Annotated in this window: 15 protein-coding genes; 10 read left to right on the top strand and 5 right to left on the bottom strand. The window is 67.0% G+C overall.

Annotated elements, in window-relative coordinates:
* The first annotated feature begins 27 nt into the window (after positions 1–27).
* Positions 28–534, top strand: coding sequence for an SRPBCC domain-containing protein (locus ACIBL3_RS07005; protein ID WP_396352335.1), 507 nt, complete (start codon positions 28–30; stop codon positions 532–534).
* A 582-nt stretch (positions 535–1,116) separates the two neighbouring features.
* On the opposite strand, the gene ACIBL3_RS07000 is transcribed toward ACIBL3_RS07005, so the two are convergent.
* Positions 1,117–1,644 carry a hypothetical protein gene (locus tag ACIBL3_RS07000; RefSeq protein WP_396352334.1) on the bottom strand — a complete coding sequence of 176 codons (528 nt, stop codon included), beginning with the start codon at positions 1,642–1,644 and terminating at the stop codon, positions 1,117–1,119.
* A gap of 404 nt (positions 1,645–2,048) precedes the next feature.
* Here ACIBL3_RS07000 and ACIBL3_RS06995 point away from each other — a divergent pair, with 404 nt between their 5' ends.
* The 4 genes from ACIBL3_RS06995 to ACIBL3_RS06980 all read left to right on the top strand — a co-directional run bounded on the left by ACIBL3_RS06995 (position 2,049) and on the right by ACIBL3_RS06980 (position 8,336).
* Positions 2,049–5,147 (top strand): DPP IV N-terminal domain-containing protein, encoded by a 3,099-nt coding sequence (locus ACIBL3_RS06995; RefSeq protein ID WP_396352333.1) that lies wholly within the window; start codon positions 2,049–2,051, stop codon positions 5,145–5,147.
* A gap of 732 nt (positions 5,148–5,879) precedes the next feature.
* Positions 5,880–6,419 (top strand): hypothetical protein, encoded by a 540-nt coding sequence (locus ACIBL3_RS06990; RefSeq protein ID WP_396352332.1) that lies wholly within the window; start codon positions 5,880–5,882, stop codon positions 6,417–6,419.
* 229 nt (positions 6,420–6,648) lie between these two features.
* On the top strand, positions 6,649–7,182 hold the full coding sequence (locus ACIBL3_RS06985) for a hypothetical protein (RefSeq protein WP_396352331.1): 534 nt from the start codon (positions 6,649–6,651) through the stop codon (positions 7,180–7,182).
* Positions 7,183–7,412: 230 nt separating this feature from the next.
* Entirely contained in the window at positions 7,413–8,336 is a 924-nt protein-coding gene (locus tag ACIBL3_RS06980; RefSeq protein WP_396352330.1) for a nucleoside hydrolase, read from the top strand.
* 2 nt (positions 8,337–8,338) lie between these two features.
* On the opposite strand, the gene ACIBL3_RS06975 is transcribed toward ACIBL3_RS06980, so the two are convergent.
* The 3 genes from ACIBL3_RS06975 to ACIBL3_RS06965 are packed head-to-tail and all read right to left on the bottom strand — an operon-like array spanning position 8,339 to position 11,208.
* Positions 8,339–8,683 (bottom strand): TraR/DksA family transcriptional regulator, encoded by a 345-nt coding sequence (locus ACIBL3_RS06975; protein WP_396352329.1) that lies wholly within the window; start codon positions 8,681–8,683, stop codon positions 8,339–8,341.
* Between the two features lie 3 nt (positions 8,684–8,686).
* Positions 8,687–10,144: a glycoside hydrolase gene (locus ACIBL3_RS06970; RefSeq protein ID WP_396352328.1), complete on the bottom strand. Its 1,458-nt coding sequence runs from the start codon at positions 10,142–10,144 to the stop codon at positions 8,687–8,689.
* A complete protein-coding gene (locus tag ACIBL3_RS06965; protein WP_396352327.1) occupies positions 10,141–11,208 on the bottom strand; it encodes a LacI family DNA-binding transcriptional regulator in 1,068 nt (355 codons plus the stop codon). Before ACIBL3_RS06965 ends, ACIBL3_RS06970 begins: the two co-directional genes overlap by 4 nt.
* Positions 11,209–11,372: 164 nt before the next feature.
* On the opposite strand from ACIBL3_RS06965, the gene ACIBL3_RS06960 reads away from it, so the two are divergent.
* The 5 genes from ACIBL3_RS06960 to ACIBL3_RS06940 all read left to right on the top strand — a co-directional run bounded on the left by ACIBL3_RS06960 (position 11,373) and on the right by ACIBL3_RS06940 (position 17,231).
* Entirely contained in the window at positions 11,373–12,776 is a 1,404-nt protein-coding gene (locus ACIBL3_RS06960) for an ABC transporter substrate-binding protein (RefSeq protein WP_396352326.1), read from the top strand.
* Complete coding sequence (locus tag ACIBL3_RS06955; RefSeq protein ID WP_396352325.1) at positions 12,776–13,708, top strand: carbohydrate ABC transporter permease; 933 nt, start codon at positions 12,776–12,778, stop codon at positions 13,706–13,708. Before ACIBL3_RS06960 ends, ACIBL3_RS06955 begins: the two co-directional genes overlap by 1 nt.
* Positions 13,705–14,550, top strand: coding sequence for a carbohydrate ABC transporter permease (locus ACIBL3_RS06950; protein WP_396352324.1), 846 nt, complete (start codon positions 13,705–13,707; stop codon positions 14,548–14,550). The genes ACIBL3_RS06955 and ACIBL3_RS06950 overlap by 4 nt, the downstream gene beginning before the upstream one ends.
* Positions 14,547–15,923: a glycoside hydrolase family 32 protein gene (locus ACIBL3_RS06945; RefSeq protein ID WP_396352323.1), complete on the top strand. Its 1,377-nt coding sequence runs from the start codon at positions 14,547–14,549 to the stop codon at positions 15,921–15,923. The genes ACIBL3_RS06950 and ACIBL3_RS06945 overlap by 4 nt, the downstream gene beginning before the upstream one ends.
* A 351-nt stretch (positions 15,924–16,274) precedes the next feature.
* Positions 16,275–17,231, top strand: coding sequence for an NAD(P)-dependent alcohol dehydrogenase (locus tag ACIBL3_RS06940; protein ID WP_396352322.1), 957 nt, complete (start codon positions 16,275–16,277; stop codon positions 17,229–17,231).
* Position 17,232: 1 nt separating this feature from the next.
* Here the strand turns inward: ACIBL3_RS06940 and ACIBL3_RS06935 are convergent, their stop codons facing one another.
* Positions 17,233–17,868 carry a hypothetical protein gene (locus tag ACIBL3_RS06935; protein WP_396352321.1) on the bottom strand — a complete coding sequence of 212 codons (636 nt, stop codon included), beginning with the start codon at positions 17,866–17,868 and terminating at the stop codon, positions 17,233–17,235.
* Positions 17,869–18,165 lie beyond the last annotated feature (297 nt).

Genomic DNA, 18,165 nt, shown 5'->3' with positions numbered 1-18,165 from the left:
ATATGCCTTTTGGGTTATATTGACGGCATGGACAGCCAACGTGGAACGGTCTTCGAGACCGACGACGGCCGAGTGGCAATCCGCTTCATCCGCCTCCTCCCCCACCCACCGGAGAAGGTCTGGCAGGCCATCACCGACCCGACCCAACTGTCCGTCTGGTTCCCCGCGGTCGTCGACCTTTCCCGCCCAGCCGGGGCGGACCTCTTCTTCGGCGTCACCACCGAACAACACCGCCGCTACGGCATGGCCGACGACCCGACCGCCGCCCCCAACGGCCGAATGCTCCGCAACGAACCCTGCTCGGTCCTCGAATACGAATGGTCCGGCGAGATCCTCACCTGGCAGATCACCGGCACGGCGGAGGGCAGCCGGCTCGTCTTCACCAACGTCCTGACCGACCCCGAGTCCGCCGGACCAGCCTCCGCAGGCTGGCAAGCCGGCCTCGAAGTAATCGAAGCCCAACTAAACAACACCCCCATCACCTGGAACCCCCTAGACCGCGCCGAACACCTAACCACCAACCCCACCCCCTAACCCACCCACCCCACCGCCACCCGCCACCAACCCAAGCCGCCGCCAACTGCTGGCCTCCTCAGCCATCCGCCGGCGGCCAGTGTGCGGCGGACGGCCGCGGCCCGCGGCGGACGGCGGGCGGCCGGCGGCCCGCGGCGACGGCCCGCGGTGACGGCCCATGGATCGTGCCGGCTGACGGTTATGTGACCGATAGCGGGTTCTAGCGCGCCAGCGGTGCAACAACCCGACAGCCAGCGCGCAGCGCGGCCGCTCCACGCCAGCAGGCCCGCTCCGGCCCGTGGCCCGCCAGCCGGTGGGTGGCGGGCGCTGGAATGCCGGCTGGCGGGCTATTTGACCGCTGGTGGGTTGCAGAGCCTGTTGCAGAATCACCGACCGATCGAGCTCAGTGGGGACAGTGCGCCGATCGACCCCGAATTCACTGTCTGAGTGGAGCGCGGACGGCCGATCGGCGAGAAAAGTCGCGGCGTGTTGGTGTGGACAGAGAGCCCCAAATCCATTTTGCAACAGGCTCTGCAGCGCGTTAGTGGTGAGACAACCCACCAGGTCGGCCGGGGGGTGGGTTGCTGGGGTGAGCAGGGTGGGTCAGCAGGCGCGGATTTTGGCTTGTAGGCCGTTGGTGAAGGAGAGGCAGGCCCAGGGGCGGCCCTCGGTGGCCTTGGCGCGGACGATCAGGGGGAAGGCGTCGGCGCCGCGGACCTGTGGGCTCCGCTCGGTCTTCAGCGAGCCGATGGCGCCACCGCGGGCCTCGGCTGCATTCTTCACGTCCTCGACGGTGACGACACTGCGGGCGTTCTTCGTCGCGGCGTTCTCGGCGTCGGTCGCGACTGCGAGGGCGAAGTCGATCTCCGGCGGGGTCGCCCAGGTGGTCTGCGTCACCGGGAACACCAGCCCGAACATGACCAGCCCGATCGCCGTGACGATCTGCCTGATCCGCCGATTCTGGTCGGTCAGCAGGAGGGCGGCACAGCAGAGCGCCAGAGCCAGGGTGAGACCGCGCAGGATCCAGTGCCGGTCCAGCCGGCTGTCGACGGCCAGCGCGGCGGCGAGCGCGACGACCACGCACAGGACGGCGGCGCCGAGCGCCTGGATCCGGGGAGACACCGATGGCATGCGCAGACGATAGTCCCGCCCCGCAGCAGCAGCCGAACGCCCATGCCGGTCGTCGGGCCGGTGACGCCGCGCCCAGTTGCCCGCGGTCGGGACGGTGACGCCGCGCCCAACTGCCCGCTGTCGGGTCGGTGAGGCCGGGTCCAGTTGTCCGCGGGCGCCGGACGGCGGCGTATGACCGCACGTCCGTTCGTCGCAGCGCACGGCCCGCTCACCGCTCGACGCGCCGGTCAGCATCGTGCACCGTTGACGCTCCTGGCAGATTCAGTCAAGTCGTGTCCGGTGATCCCACGCCGCCGCGACCAGGTGCTCAGTACGGCGCGGCGCCGTACCGGGAACCGCGCAGCAGGCGTGGGATCACCGGACGCGGCTGTAGTCCCACCGCCCCCTAGGGATTGGATCGGCCCGTGACCGAGAAGCCTGGTTCGTGGAGCATCTCCCGGCGTCGTGCACTTCAGCTGAGTGGTGGCGTCGCTGCGGCCGGCACGCTGCAGACCACCGCGACCGAAGCAGCGACCGCCTCCCCCACAGCAACTCCGAACCAAGCAGTGCTGACCGAGGGCACAAACTTCATGGTCGCTGTCTCGCCGGACGGGAAGTGGCTGGCGTTCGATCTGGTCACCGCCATCTGGGTGACACCCGCGGCGGGTGGAGTGTCCCGGCGACTGACCGACGACCTCCAGGACGCGACGCGGCCGCGGTGGGCGCCGGACGGGCGCACGATCGTGTTCCAGTCGTATCGGGACGGCAACTTCCACCTGTGGACGATCGACGCCGACGGCTCCGGGCTCAGGCAGCTGACCACCGGGCGGTACGACCACCGCGAGCCGCACTACACCCCCGACGGCAGGTACGTCGTCTTCTCCTCGGATCGCGGCGGCAACGGCAGCTACGGCATCCACCGCCTCGAGCTGAGCACCGGGACGATCGTCGCCCTGACCGATGACGCGACCGAAGAGGCCGAGCCGGCTGTCTCCGCTGACGGCACCAAGGTCGTCTTCACCGTCGACGCAGCGTCCATCGTCGAGCTCGACCTCAAGACCGGCACACGCACGACCCTCGTCCCCACCCAAACCGGCAGCACTGTGTACGGCCCGGCCTACTCCCCCACCGGCCAGCTCGCCTACGTACGTCTCACCGGCCCGGTCTGCGATCTGATTGTCAACAATCAGAAAGTCACCAATGGCAAGGACGTGTTCGCGGTCCCACCGTCCTGGGGATCCGACCTGTACTACACCGCCGACGGCCACGTCCTGCGTCACCAGGCCGACGGTGCGCACACCGTCGTACCCTTCACCGCGATCGTGCCGGTGACGTCGAAGCGGCCGCGGTCGAAGGCGCCGGATGTGGAGTCCACCGCACGGCGACAGGTACGAGGGATCGCGAGCCCGGCCGTCTCGCCGGACGGGAAGTGGGTCGCCTTCCGGGCACTGAACGCGTTGTGGCTCGCGGCAACGACTGGCCGAGAGCAACCACGCAAGCTCGTTGCCGACGGCTACTTCAACTCCGATCCGGACTTCTCCCCCGACGGGACGAAGCTGCTCTACGCCAGCGACCGCGACGGCACCGCCGACCTCTGGCTGCACGATCTCAAGACCGGTGCCGACAGCAAGCTCTCGTCGTTGCCCGGGGCACAGACCGCGCCACGGTTCTCCCCCGACGGCAAGCAGGTCGCGTATCAGGACCAGGACGGCATCGCCTGGACATTCGACCTCGCGTCCGGCCAGGTCCGCCAACTGACGCCGACGCTGTTCCAGCCCGGTCGGGTGAGCTGGTCGCGGGACGGGAAGACGATCGTGCTCGCCGCGGTCAAGCCGTTCTCCAAGCGGTTCCGCGAAGGCACCAGCCAACTCCTGTACGTCGACGTCGAAACCACCGCACTCGAGTACGTCGAGCCGATGCCGTTCCGCTCCCTCGCCACCCGCGGCGACGACGGTCCGGTCTTCTCCCCCGACGGCAAGCACCTCGCCTTCGTCATAGAGAGTCTCCTGTACGTCGCCCCGGTCGACAATCGCGGTCGCTTCACGGCCAAGCCACGACCCGTCACCGATGAAGTCACCGACTCACCGGTCTGGCAGGACAACACCACGCTGCTCTACCTGAACAACGGCCGCCTCCGCCGCACCACTGTCACCGGCTCCCGCCCACAGACCGTCAAACTCGACCTGCAGTGGCGCCGCGCGACGGTCAACCAGCACGTCACGATCCACGCCGGCGCACTGTGGGACGGCCGCGCGACCACGCTCCGCCGGGACGTTGACGTCGAACTGGATGGCTCGCGGATCGCCGCCGTACGGCCGCATCAGGGCGAGGCTGACATCGATGCGAAGCACCTGACCGTGATGCCTGGGTTGATCGATGCGCACAACCACTGGCACCTGCGCGGTCGCGCGTGGGGTGCTCGGCAGGGCAACTTGTGGCTGTCGTACGGGATCACGACCACGCGTTCGCCGGGCGACCCGGTCTATCAGATGCAGGAAACGCGGGAGGCGCTCGCGCACGGATCGCTGCTTGGGCCGCGGTACTTCGCGACCGGTGAGGCGATCGACGGATCGCGGGTCTACTACAACTTCATGCGCCCGACGCTCTCGCTGCGGCAGCTCGGTCTCGAGCTCGACCGGGTCGAAGGACTCGCCTACGACCTGGTGAAGACCTATGTCCGGCTACCCATCGAGTACCAGCGGCGCGCGATCGCCGCCGTACACCGGCTTGGGTTGCAACTGTCGTCGCACTACCTTTACCCGGCCGAGCACCTCGGCATGGACGGGATGGAGCACACCGGCGCGACGAACCGGCTCGGGTACTCGCACACGGTGAGTCGGCTCGGGCGCGCGTACGCCGACGTCGTCACGCTGTTCACCAAGGCCGGGCTGTCCGTCACGCCGACTCTGTTCAACTCGACGATGGCCCACGTCGACGACCCGTCGCTGCTGACCGACCGCCGTACGACGACTCTCTTCCCGACCTGGGAGTACGACGCCCTGCAGAGCGAAGTGAACACAGCCAAGGGACCTGCGGGCGTGACCACGCGGGAACTGCTCCGAGGCAACGTCGACATGGTGCTGCGGATCCACCGTGGCGGCGGGTTCGTCATCTCCGGCACCGACACCCCGCTGGACAACATCGCGATCTCGCTGCACGCGAACCTGCGTTCGATGGTGGCCGGCGGCTTCACGCCGTACGAAGCCCTCACCACTGCGACCCGCAATCCCGCGCGCTGGCTCAACCTCGAAGACAAACTCGGCGTCATCCAACCCGGCGCCCAAGCCGACCTCTCGTTCGTCACCGGCAACCCGCTCACCGACATCCGAGCCGCAGCCGCCGTAGACCGCATCATGATCGCCGGCAAACTCCACACGGTCGACGACCTCCTCGCCCCGTACGCCGCCACACCCAAGCCCCTGGCCGGACCAACCCCACTCACCCGCGCCCAGGCCCACTCCCACGACACCACCTACTGGTGGCACGAACCCGAATGGCTCCACCGAGCCTGCTGCGAAGGCTGATGCAATCAGCCCACGCGGTGCTACGCACGGCTCCTACGTCGCCGCGCTACGCCCCGCTCCCACCCACCCCCGGCTCATCGCCGGTCTCCCCTAGCCGGCTGCCGCCGGCCCTTGCGGGCTACCGCCCGCGCCGGCTGCCTCGCACTGGCGCTCACCCGTGGTCAACTGAGCGGGGCGTGATGGCGAAAGATGCCGCCGGCTACTCGCGTGCCTCGGTGCTGCCTGTTGACTGGTCCGACTGCAGAGCGAACGAGATCACCACTTCCTCGACGACCACTGGGTCGGCGAGATTCGAACGACTCGTTGCCGAAGGCCAACGATCACCCTATTCGCAAGACACCTGCCGTCGCACGCTCACGAAGTACGCACGACTGCCTCGGCGCCGCCACCATCGCGATCTGATCCCAACGGCGATCGACGCCCACTCGGCTGCGACGCAAGAGCAGAATCATAGACCGAATTCAAGCGTTCACTTGTGCCGTTCACGGAGAAGCGATCGCTTGATTCTGTTGCGTCGTTTGCGCGGCAATCTCCTACGATGGCAACAGTGAAAGGGGGCACGCCGTGTCGGAAGAAACATCCGCGCCTGGTCCCGCTTCCCGGCGCCGGTCAAAAAAAGCCGCGGCTTCGAACGACCTTGATCGCGGAGAGTCTAACGCAGAGTCGGCGCCCGAACCGGGCGAGCCTGGGCACACGCCATCAGATCAGCGCAGCAAGGAAGGGGCTCCACCAATGGCGCCTTCCGGAACCGGTGGAGGCGATCCGCCACCAACCGGGACCATTCAAGAACAGGACGACTCCAACGAACCACGTCGAATCGCCCATGAGATCCTCGGCCAGGCACATGCAGTCATCTACTTGGCGGGCACTGAGGAGGTCCTGGGGATCTGGTGCCCGGCCGAGGTCATGCAGGACTTCCGACATACCCTGCCAACTCTGTATGAAGCCGTCGGACACGCACACGCCGAGGTGTCTTCAGGTGCTCTCGACCAGGCACTGCGCGCGAACGGCATTGGGGGCGCGCCGGGTAGGTACAAGCGGCGAGTGTTGCGACACGCCTTGGAGCGACTGTCGGCAGTCCGTCGGGATGCTCTGAACGATCCCGCACGTACCAGGTCGCAACGGATCCGTGCGTGGCTGCGCGCTGCTGTCAGCGCAGCCAAAACACCAATCGACTCGTTGGTGCAAGAAATTCCGGGCGGGCACATCATCAAGGAAGGGCTGGACGGGATTCTCGCCGGCTTGGATGTAGTGGAGGCAGGCGATACATAGCCAAGCTCGCAACGAACCTCGGCCTCCCCCGCGATACCGGCACGACCTGAATTCAGGTCACGGGCCACGCCACGAGCGGGTCAGATCAGAATCAAACTGCCATTCTGATTCAGTCCCTCGCAGATGTCTTCCACTCACCATCACGGTGTGTCACCCTCGTAATAGGGGCTTACGCCCCGGGGGAGCTAGTCGTTGAGGGGGAACCATGCCAGGTATAGTTGAATTCCTGTTGAACCGCGAGGAGTCGAAAAAGGGCGATGAGGTCGTCAAGGCACCGGCCTTTAGTCTTACCAAGGTCTTAGCCGTATCAGCCCCCGTGGTCACCGTCATAGTGGGCCTGGTCACTGAGTGGTGGAAGGACCTGGAGATCAACCTGAACGCGACGCATTTCACCGTACTCACGGTCGCCGTGCTCGCGTTCGTCGCCGTCGGAGGCGCCGCTGACGTCTTCGCCCGCGCCATCGCAGCCAAGAACGAATCCAAGGCCAGGGCGATCAGCCGTGGCACCGGAATCTACCGATTCCCAGTGCCGCTCGAAGCTGAACTGCGCCCGGGCGGCCCGGACACTGACGACCATCGCAACATCGCGGTCGTCGCGATGTCCGACACAGACCCGCTGCGATTCCTCGTGGTGAACGGTGATAAGTCACTTAGCTGGGAGGACGGTGACAAAGTCACCGTCGCGAGGATGCAGTTGGCCAAGCCTTCCGTCATCCAGCCTGCGCTGAGCAGCAATGGCGGCAAGCGGGCCAGCAAGCGTTAGGGGATCGCACGACAGATCGCATCACGAATCCTGAGAGCGCAAACGCCGCACGGCATTTGCGGCCATGCTGGTGAGCCAACTCCACGACAGCAGTCGAGGGCCATGGGCTGGGCGATGTCGTCCCCAGCAAGCGACACCCGGTGCGACCTGGCTTGGTCGGGAATGTTGCTGTGAGCAACCGCCTCTGGCAGATCCCCGGGTCGGACTAGGCTGGGGGGATGGTGGTTCCCATGGTGCTTGACTGTGATCCTGGGCATGACGATGCGATGGCGTTGTTGTTGGCCGTTGCGGATCCGGGGGTTGAACTGCTGGGGGTCACCACGGTGGCTGGGAATCAGACGGTGGAGAAGTGCACGGTCAACGCTCGGCGGGTGTTGTCGCTTGCGGGGGTGTCGGACGTTCCGGTTGCTCGGGGGGCTGATCGGCCGCTGGTTCGGCCGTTGCGGATCGCCGATGACGTTCACGGCGAGACGGGGCTGGACGGGCCGTTGTTCGACGGCGACCCGGAGGTGCCTGAGGCGGCGACCACGGCTGCTGAGCTGATGGTCGACGTACTGGCGAAGCGCCACGAGCCGGTCACGATCGTGGCGACCGGCGCGCTGACGAACATCGCCACGCTGCTCGCCGATCGCCCGGATCTGCACGCAAACATCGAGCAGATCGTCTGGATGGGCGGATCGACCGAGCGCGGCAACGTCACGCCGTACGCCGAGGCCAACTGCTTCGTCGATCCCGAGGCGGCGGACCAGGTCCTGCGATCCGGGGTGCCGTTCACCATGTGCGGGCTCAACGTCACCCACCAAGCGCTGGTGACCGATGACGTCCTCGCCGCGTTCGCCGGAATCGGTACGCCGCTGGCGCGCATCTGCGTCGAGTGGATGACGTTCTTCGCGTCGACGTACCGACGGCTGTGGGGATTCACGGCACCCCCGTTGCACGACCCGGTCGCCGTCGCCAGAGTCATCGATCCGGCGATCGTCCGTTGCGTCGACGCCAACGTGGTGATCGAGACCGCCGGCGAATGGACGGCCGGCGCGACAGTGGTCGATCTGCATCAGTACACGGGCCGCCCAGCCACCGCCCGCGTCGCGGTCGAGCTCGACACAACGGCGTACTGGACCAAACTCGTCGACGCAATCGCCCGGATCGACTGAGCTCAACCTGCTGCGGAGGCGCAGGCGATGCAGGTGCGCGCCGTCGGCCGTGCCTCCAGCCGGGCAGGGGCGATCGGTTGGCCGCACTGCTCGCAGACCCCGTAGGTGCCGGCGGCCAACCGCTCGATGGCCGCCTCGACCTCTGCCAACTGACCCTGGACCTGCAGCACAAGCGCTGCGACCTGCGATCTCTCGAACGCAAGCGTCGCGCCCTCAGGATCGTGCTCGTCGTCGGCATTGGCGTCCTGCGAGGCCGCTACCACCTCGTTGAAATCGCCGGTCAGCGCCGCAAGCCGCCGGAGCGCCTGCTGTCGTTCCGCCTCGAGCAGCTCGCGAGCCTCACCCATCCGTCAGCCAGGCCCGAGGCGGCGTGCGACGGTGAGGTTGCCGAGGTCGATGGCGCCGTCCGTGACGAAGAGGCCGAGGCGACCTCGGCGGTGGTCGTACAGCCGGAAGCTCAGCGCGACCCGGTGGTCGACGACGACCTGAGCGGTCGTGCCATCCAGCATGACCTGGACGGTGTGACTGCCGGGTGGGAGCGGGCACGGGCGTTCGAGCTCGACCACGTGCGGAACGTCGCCGTCGACCTGCCACTGAGCCGGACCGGTCCGCTGCCGCGGCCACCGGTCGAACACGATCCGGTCCCGTTGTGGTTCGAGCCGCAGCACGGCGCCGTCCTCGCCGTCGGCGCTGGTGTGCAGCAGTAGCCCAAATGCCTGCGTGTCTGAGCCAACCTCGACCGTCAACTCGATCAGGCAACTGTCAGGCAGTGGATCACCGATCCACGCGGCATACCGGTCGACCGCACCTTGACCAGGCTCAGCTGCCGCCCCGTCAAGCGGAGCCAACGACACGGGACGTGCGTCGGGGTAAGCCCCGAGAACCTCCGCCGGGAAGCCGAACGCCAGGTTGCCGTCAGCCTCCTGACCCGCCTCCAGCACAGCCAGCGTGCCGGCCCACTCCCATCGGCCTGCATCGGATCGCCCTTGTTTTGTGGGGATCCAGCCGATGAAGAAGCGCCGGCCCTGATGCTCAACCGACTTGGCCGCGTACAACGCGCGACCGTCCACGGTGTCGCGGCTGGGAGCCGCCCACGGACCGTCCGGGTGACGGGCAACCCGGTAGCGCGTCTGGAATGCATCGCTGAACTCGGAATACACCAAGTACCACCAGTCGCCCCACTGAAACACATCCGGACATTCCTGAGTGATGTACCGATGCGGCTGCCACAACGGCTCTGCGATCGTCCACTTCTCCAGATCGGGTGAGGTCAGGCGGGCGACGACACCACGCCGCCGGTCCGGCCCATCGTCGTACCGTGCCGCCAGCACCATTTGCCACGGCTCATCGTCAGCTGTCCGGAACACGAAGGGGTCGCGCCAGTCCTGGGCCAGGTAGCCCGGTGGCGCGCCGAAAGTGTGGTCAGGATGCTTGGTCCACTGCGTCGGATCGCCGTCGCTGGTCGCGTGGCACACCACCTGGAACGAACCTGCGGCCGCCCCGATGCGCGGGTTGTGGCCGGTGTAGAACAGGTGCAGCCGATCGCCGTCCGAGATCACGCTGCCCGTGTAGCAGTCGAAGTCGACGGCGTCCCGATCGCCGCCGGGCAGCACGACTCCATGGTCGGTGTAGTGGACGAAGTCGGTGGTCGACACCAGGGCCCACGGCATCCCGCTGGCACCCGCTGCCGGATCGTCCGGTCGCTCGTCCAGCAGGTAGAACAGCCAGACGCGGCCGGCATGGCTGAAGGGGATGACGTCACCGACGTAGCCAGAGCCGGGCCGCCAGTGCAGGGGTTCGTTGATCATGTACGACGACCTGTCGTCGGCTGCCGGCGCCGCCGGGGCGGATCGCCCACCGACTCCCGCTCGATCAAGTCGCAGTCCACAGTGATCCGCTCGGGCGCGCCGTCGGGATCGGCCAGCACCAGCTCGCCCGCCTGGCGGCCCAGCATCAGGTGGGGCAACGCGGCAGTGGTCAACCGTGGACGGACCTGGTCCGCAACATCGGGCTGGTCGTCGAACCCGACGATGCTGACATCCCGCGGACAATCAAGCCCCAGGTCGCGCAACGCCAGCATCGCCCCGATCGCCATCCGGTCGTTCCCGCAGACGAGCGCGGTCGGGCGGTGTTCGAGCACTACTTCAGACGCCAGGTCGTACCCGGACCCGATCGAGTAGTCGCCGAACCGCTGCACGAGGTCGCTCGGGCGCAGACCTGCCTCCCGTGCGGCGTCGGCGAAACCGCGCCGGCGTTCCTTGCAGGCGTAGTCGCTGCGCGGGCCGCCCAGGAAGGCCACCTCACGATGTCCTCGGCTGAACACCGAGGCAGCGGCCGCACGACCGCCGCCGTACTCGTCGGCCAGCAGCACCGTGTCGGCATGACCCTCCTCGGGCCAGCAGTTCACGAAGATCGTCCGGATCCCGTCCAGTCGGGCGCTGCGGTGCAGCGGCTTGGGCGACAGCGAGGCGTACAGAATCGCGGCGACCCCTTGGCCCACCAGGCTCGCCACCGCGTCGTCACCCTGCCTCGGGTCGCCCGTCGTGTCGACGACCATGCACACGTATCCGGCCGGCTGGACGACCTGCTGGATGCCGAGCACGATCAGACCGGCGTACGGCTGGGAGACGATCCCGTTGGTCACCACGCCGATCGTGTACGACCGGTTCGACCGCAGCAGTTGCGCGGCCCGGTTGGGCACGAAGTCCAGCTCGGCCGCGGCTTCGAGCACCCGGCGCCTGGTCTCCTCGGCGACCGCGACGTCGCGGCGGTTGTTCAGCACGAACGAGACAGTGGGCTGGGAAACGCCTGCGCGGCGCGCGACGTCGGTCATCGTGATGCGCTTCGGCCGGCCGGCCGAATCCTTCGCCATGGTCCCCCCTCACGGTCGGCGGCGCCGTTGCCGCGCTCGCACCAAATCAATATCACAGCGTGGGCCAATACGTATTGCGTCCTACCGTACACCGCTGCTACCGTCGCCGGTCAATACGTATTGGGTGGCACGCCGGACCACCCAGCGGTCAAGGAGGCAGACCTATGACAGGCATCCACCCACCCGGTAGCTCCGTCGCTCGCCGTACCCTGCTGAAGGCCGGAGTCGGCGGCCTCGGGCTGGCGGCGCTGGCCGATCTGGCCGCCTGCAGCAACAGCAGCGGCTCGTCGTCGAAGACGCTCAAGATGCTGTACTTCGGCGAGCAGGCACAAGCGACGCAGCTGCAGAACCGGTTGCAGCCGGAGATCACCAAACTCGACTCCAGCATCAAGTTCGAGATCTCGGCCATCAACGGCACCGACTGGAACGACTTCCTCGCCAAGGTGCTGACCCAGATCGCGGCCGGCACCCCGCCGGACATCATCAGCGTCGCCACCGAAGGCCTGCAGTTGATGGCCTCGAAGGAACTGGCGATCCCGCTCGACGACTACGTCACCAAGGACCTGGACGCGCTGAAGTCCTACTTCGCCGACATCCACCCGGCGCTGGTCGAGTCGATGATGTACCAGGGCCACCTGTGGGAGCTGCCGGACAGCTTCAACGCCGGGAACATGTTCTACAGCACCAGCCTGTTCCAGCGCGCCGGGGTCGCGCCGCCGAGCGACGGCTGGACACTCGACGACTTCGAGTCGGCCGCGACCAAGATCGCGAAGTTCAACGGCGTCAACGCCTTCGGCTGGGTCGTGCGGCTGTGGGGCAGCTGGACCTCGTTCATGTACGCCAACAACGCCAACCTCCTCGAGGAGGGCAAGTACGACGGCGGCGACTGGTTGTGGAACAAGGCGTACGCCGGAAACCCGGCCGCCGCGGGTCGTAAGGGCGGCTGGAAGTGGGGTGCTCCCACCGCCAACTCCGCGGGCACCGTCGAGGCGCTCGACTACATGATCCAGCTGACCAAGAAGGGCCTGTCGCCGTCACCCGACGTCGGTGGCGGCGGCACGCTGCAGGGCCTGTTCGCCTCGAACCGGATCGGCATGTCGATCGGTGGCGGGTTCTGGGCCGGCGGCCTGACCAACGCGGGCATGAAGAACGGCAGCTTCGACGTCACGATGTTCCCGAAGTGGAAGAGCCAGCGGCACCTGTTCGGCGCCGGCGGCTACGCGATCTTCAAGTCGTCCAAGAAGAAGGATCTCGCCTGGGAGGTCCTGAAGCTGATGGTGCGGCCGGAGTCGTTCGACCTGGTCTTCCCCGGGAACGTGACCACGCCCGGCCGCAAGTCCCTGGTGACGGCCGACCGGTACGCGAAGACCGGCCCGAAGCACTGGTCGGTGTTCTACGACACCCTGACCAAGCACCCCGAGACGGCGCCGATCCCCGCCCCGCCGTACTACAACGCCCTGGCCACGGCACTCAACCAGCGCACCACGCAGGCGATCTCCTCCGGCGACGCCAAGGCGGCCCTGGACGGGTTGCAGGCCGACCTCGAGAAGGCCGCAGGAGCCAGCTGATGTCCGCCGCCACCGCAGAGCTGCGGGCCACCGCGTCGAGGCGGCGAAGGCATCCGACCTCCCACCGGGAGGCGCCCTTCGGCTTCGCGATGATCGGCCTGTCCGTCCTGTTCGTCGCGGTGTTCACCGCCATCCCGATCGTCGCCTCCCTCGGCCTGTCGTTCTTCTCCTGGGACGTCATCTCCGCACCGCAGTTCGTCGGGCTGGAGAACTACCAGCGGTTGTTCGAGGACGGCCCGGTGCTCAAGTCCTTCGGCGTGACGCTCGGGATGTCGCTGGCCATCGTCGTACTGCAGCTGACCATCGGCCTCGCACTAGCGGTCCTGGTCAACCAGCGCGAACTGGTGTGGGTGCGGACCCTGTTCCGGACCGCGTTCTACCTGCCGTTGCTGGCGTCGACCGCCGCCGTGTCGATCTTCATGGGCTACCTGTTCGACTACAAGTTCGGGGTCGTCAACTACTACCTCGGGCTGATCGGGATCTCGAACGTGCCCTGGCTGACCAGCGGGTTCGGCGCAGCCACCACCATCGTCCTGATCACCGTGTGGCAGCAGGCCGGGTTCACCTTCGTCCTGTTCGTCGCCGCGCTGATGTCGGTCCCCACGGACGTTCAGGAGGCCGCCCAGATCGACGGGGCAGGCGCCGTACGCACCCTGTTCCGGATCAAGATCCCGCTGATCAGCCCGACCATCCTGTTCGCGGCCGTGGTTGCCCTGATCAATGCGATGCAGCTGTTCGACCAGCCGTACATCATGACCAAGGGCGGACCGGGGTCGGCGACGACGACGGTGACGATCTCGATGTACCAGAAGGGCTTCCAGAACCTGGAGTTCGGGTACGGCTCGGCGATCGCGATCGTCCTGCTGGCGGCGATCCTGGCCATCACCGGCCTGCAGTTCCTCGCGGCCCGGAAGTTGGTGTTCTACCAATGAGCACAGTGCACAGGACCGGCGCGGTCGCCCGGACCGGCCGCATCATCGGTGTCGTGGTGCTCGTCATCGCGGCAATGGTTGCCCTCGGCCCGTTGCTCTGGACGGTCACCACGTCGCTGCGGACGCCGGCCGAGGCGTTCAGCAACCCGCCGCAGTGGATCCCGCTGAACCCTGACTTCTCCAACTACAGCGCGGTGTTCGACCGGATCCCGATCGGCCGGTTCTTCGTCAACAGCGTGATCGTGACCGCGCTGATCGTGGTCGGCCAGACCATCACCTGCACGCTGTCCGGCTACGCGTTCGCGATGGTCAGCTTCCCGGGCCGCTCGGTGATCTTCGCGATCTTCCTGGCCACCATGATGGTGCCGCTGCAGACGATCATCATCCCGGTGTTCGTGATCATCCGGTACCTCGGACTGTCGGACAGCCCGATGTCGTTGGTGGTGTCGGCGCTGGGCAGCGCGTTCGGGACGTTCCTGATGCGCCAGTACTTCATGCAGATGCCCAAGGAGCTCGGAGAGGCTGCCCGGATCGACGGCGCCGGCCACTTCCAGACGTTCCTGCTGGTCTACGCCAAGATGGCCGGTCCGGCGATCGCGACGCTCGCGATCCTGAACTTCTCCGGCTTCTGGGCAGAGTTCTACCGGCCGCTGATCTTCCTGCAGAGCCAGGACAACTTCACGTTGCCGCTCGGCCTGGTCGGCCTGCAGGGAAACCTCGGCACCGGATCGATCTCGGTGGTACTCGCGGGCGTGGTGCTCGCCATTCTGCCGAGCGTAGTGCTGTTCATCGTCGCCCAGAGGTACTTCATCGCAGGCATCACGGCAGGAGCTTCCCGTTGACCCGAACCCAATCCGCGACCGAGACTGCCCGGACGGTCGCCCACCTCCGCCCGGCCTTCCACGTCCGGCCACCGCGCGGATACCTCAACGACCCGAACGGGCCGATCGAGGCGGGCTCCGACGTACATCTGTACTTCCAGTACCGCCCGTCGCTCGACATGGACGTACCGGTCGAATGGGGGCACGCCACCACGTCCGACTACGTGCGCTGGACCCTGCACCGTCCGGCGATGGCGCCGCTGCCCGACGGACCGGACCGCGACGGCTGCTGGTCCGGCAACACTGTGTGGGACGGTGACCGGATCCGGGCCTTCTACTCGGGCAGAGTGGATGGTCTCCCCTACCAGTCCGTGCTCACTGCCGTGTCCGACGACGGCGGCCATACGTTCGGGCCTCCCAGCCAAGCAGTCCCCGATCCGGCGCCGGGCGAGCAGGCGATCATGTTCCGCGACCCGTTCGTGTGGCGCGAGGACCACGCGTGGTGGATGGCCGTCGGGGTGGGGTACGTCGACCGCGGAGCCAGCATCCGGCTCTACCGATCGGCCGATCTGCGAACCTGGACGGCCGAAGATGATCTGGCGGAGCTGCCCCGAAGCCACGCCGGTGGCGACGACACCGGCGCCGCCTGGGAATGTCCGCAGGTCCTCACTCTCGACGGCCGCCGGATCGCCGTCGTCTCGTCCTGGTCACCCGAGGGTGGGCCGAACCAGGTGCTGTCGTTCGATGTCGCCGTACCTGCGCTACCGCATCGTGTCGACCACGGCACCAACTTCTATGCGGCATCGGCTCTGCGCGACAGCCGGTTCGGGCCGCTGCTGTTCGGCTGGCTGACCGAAGGGCGCGACAAGCTGGGCTGGACCGACGGGTGGGCGGGGGTCATCTCACTCCCCCGGGTCGTCCGGCTCGGTCCGGACGGCTCACTCCGCAGTACGCCGGTCCCGACCGTCGACACCCTCCGCGTCGGCTCCGGATCCCCCGCCGACGGGGTGACCACAGGCGCCCAGTGCGAGATCGAAGTACCGGATGGATCAGGGCGGGTCGTCGTGCACTTCGGTGACTACGAACGGCTCGAGATCGAGCTGGACCCGGCAGCCGACACCCTGACGATCGACCGCGGCCAGGCCAGCCTCGACCCCCACGCCCACGACGGTCGAATGCAGGCAACCCAAGCCTTCGACCCGCTGTCGGACCGCCCGGCCGCCAGGATCTTCATCGACGGCTCAGTCGTCGAGGTCTTCACCAGCGGCGGCCGCGCACTGAGCACCCGCGTCTACCCCACCACCCCGCCTCCCTGGCGAATCGAAGCCCCACCCACCGCACGCCACTGGTCACTCGACGGAGCGTCCCGAGCCCGAGTCGCCGGGCAGCGCTGAAATTGTCGGTACTGCGGCCGATGATCGGGACATGGGTCAGGGTGGTCGGCGGCTGGTCTGAATGGCCGAGCTCCGCCGAACTGTCAGGCTGTCCGGTGGTCCCGGTCACGGCCAGGTCTTCTACGTCGAGGACTGGGAGGAACGCCGGCGCGCAGCACAACGGATGGGCCGGACACCGGATGACGTCCGTGGCTGGGCACTCGCCTATCGCCCAGCTGGCGACGGAACCGACGTCTGGATCTGGGTAGACCCGCGAACCTCCGCCGGACGCAGTCGCTAGAGCGGTGTGGTTGCTCGCTGGTGGTTGGGCGGCGGGAGTTGCTACGTTGCGGGCGTGATCAGGGTGGGCGCGTGAAGGCGATCGTTTATGACCGGTACGGATCGCCCGAGGTGTTGCGGGTCGCGGACGTGGCGGTGCCGATCCCCGGGGCGGGTCAGGTGCGGGTCAGGATCGTCGCTACGTCGGTCAATCTCAGCGATTGGGAGTGCCTGCGTGGATCGCCGGCGTACGCACGGATCGGCGGTCTGCGTACGCCGGCCCGCCGTACGCTCGGGTCCGACATCGCAGGCGTGGTCGACGCGGTGGGCGAGGGAGTGACCCGGTTTGGGCCGGGCGACGAGGTGTACGGCGACAACCTGTTGCTGAAGGGTGGATTCGCGGAGTTCACGATCGCCCCGGAATCCGTGCTCGCCCACAAGCCGGCCAAACTCAGCTTCGCCGAAGCCTCGACGATCCCGCAGGCGGGCGCGATCGCGCTGCAGGGCACGAAGTGGGCCGCGGCAGGCCGCCGGATCCTGATCAACGGGGCCGGCGGAGGATCAGGTGCGTTCGCGATTCAGCTCGCCAAGCGGTTGGGGGCTCATGTCACCGGCGTCGACAACAGCGCCAAACTCGACTTCATGCAATCGGTCGGCGCAGACGACGTCATCGACTACCAACGAGACGACTTCACGAAGACTTCCGACCCGTACGACCTCATCCTGGACCTAGTCGCCCACCGGTCGGTCTTCGCCTACCGGCGCGCGCTCGCACCCGGCGGGATCTACCGCTGCGTTGGCGGGTCGGTCCCGACCCTGCTGCGCCTACTAACAGCCGGCTGGCTCGTCGGCCGCACCACCGGCCGCTCGATCGGAATCCTGGCCGTCAAAGAAGGCCCAACCCACTTCGAGCCCCTCGCCACCCTCTGCACAACCGGCGAAATCAAAATCCACATCGACCGCACCTTCCCCCTCACCGAAGTCCCCACCGCCCTAACCCACGTAGGCCAAGGCCGCTCCCTCGGCAAAACAGTCATCACCCTCCCCTGACCTACTGGGGCCAACTGGCGGGGCCGGCAAAATCGCTCGGCCGGACACCGTTCGACCCCACATGCGCGGTACGAACCGCGGTCAACGAAGTCCATTCAAACGCGGCCGGGTCGCCAATCAACGCCGGATCAACCACGAGTGTCAGTTCGGTGCGGGCTGCGTTGAACGAGAAAGGAATGGCAGGGTCTTCACCACCAGGTGCCGTGCGATCGATGATGAACGCTTTGAACGAAACGCCATCCCACGACAGAACGCAGAAATACTCGAAGGGTCGCGCTTGCCCCGGTCCGGTGGGGAAGGGATCGCCTGCGATCGCACCTGGCTGTGTATTCAAGGCAAACAACCACAGGAGTTCGCCATCGGTGCCACTCGGGTTGGCAGGCCGTGTCGGCACCGGAACTGCGAGGCGCATGACCATCGTGAAGTCGTCAGAATCCTTGGAGATCTCAACCCGGGCGATGTCCAGGAAGTCCTGGCTGCGTGAATTCTGCGCATTCAGGTTCTTCGCCGAGTCGCCAATGGGGTCGTCAACCGCCACGGTTTGAGCGGTCGCCGAAACGGCGCACAACGCCACCAGTCCGGTGGCCACTAGGGTGCTCGCAGCACCACGGGCTGCGATGCGGAATCGTCCGAGCATGATGAACCCCCTGGATCATGGTCGCCGCAGCGGGCGCACAATGCGGCTGCTTTTCGATCGAGATCTCGCGCTTGGCAATGCATCCCCTCACAGCGCGGCCCCTCTGTACGCATTACGCGGAGGCTATGGATCTGTCAACAGCAGGGTGTCAAGCGCGCATTGAGGTTTTCTCACCGGGCGTGGATGCGTTGAGCGGTGTCGTTGCTTGAGACAACGTTGTGGTGAACGGGGTGTGTCGTGTCTGCGGCGTGGGGTCCTGACGCTGTAGGTCGGTTCTCGCCAAAGAACACCGCGCCC

This window comes from Kribbella sp. NPDC050124 (assembly GCF_044460355.1).
Classification (GTDB): domain Bacteria; phylum Actinomycetota; class Actinomycetes; order Propionibacteriales; family Kribbellaceae; genus Kribbella.
Note: the sequence above shows the minus strand (reverse complement) of the source record. Positions and strands in the feature narration are given on the sequence as shown.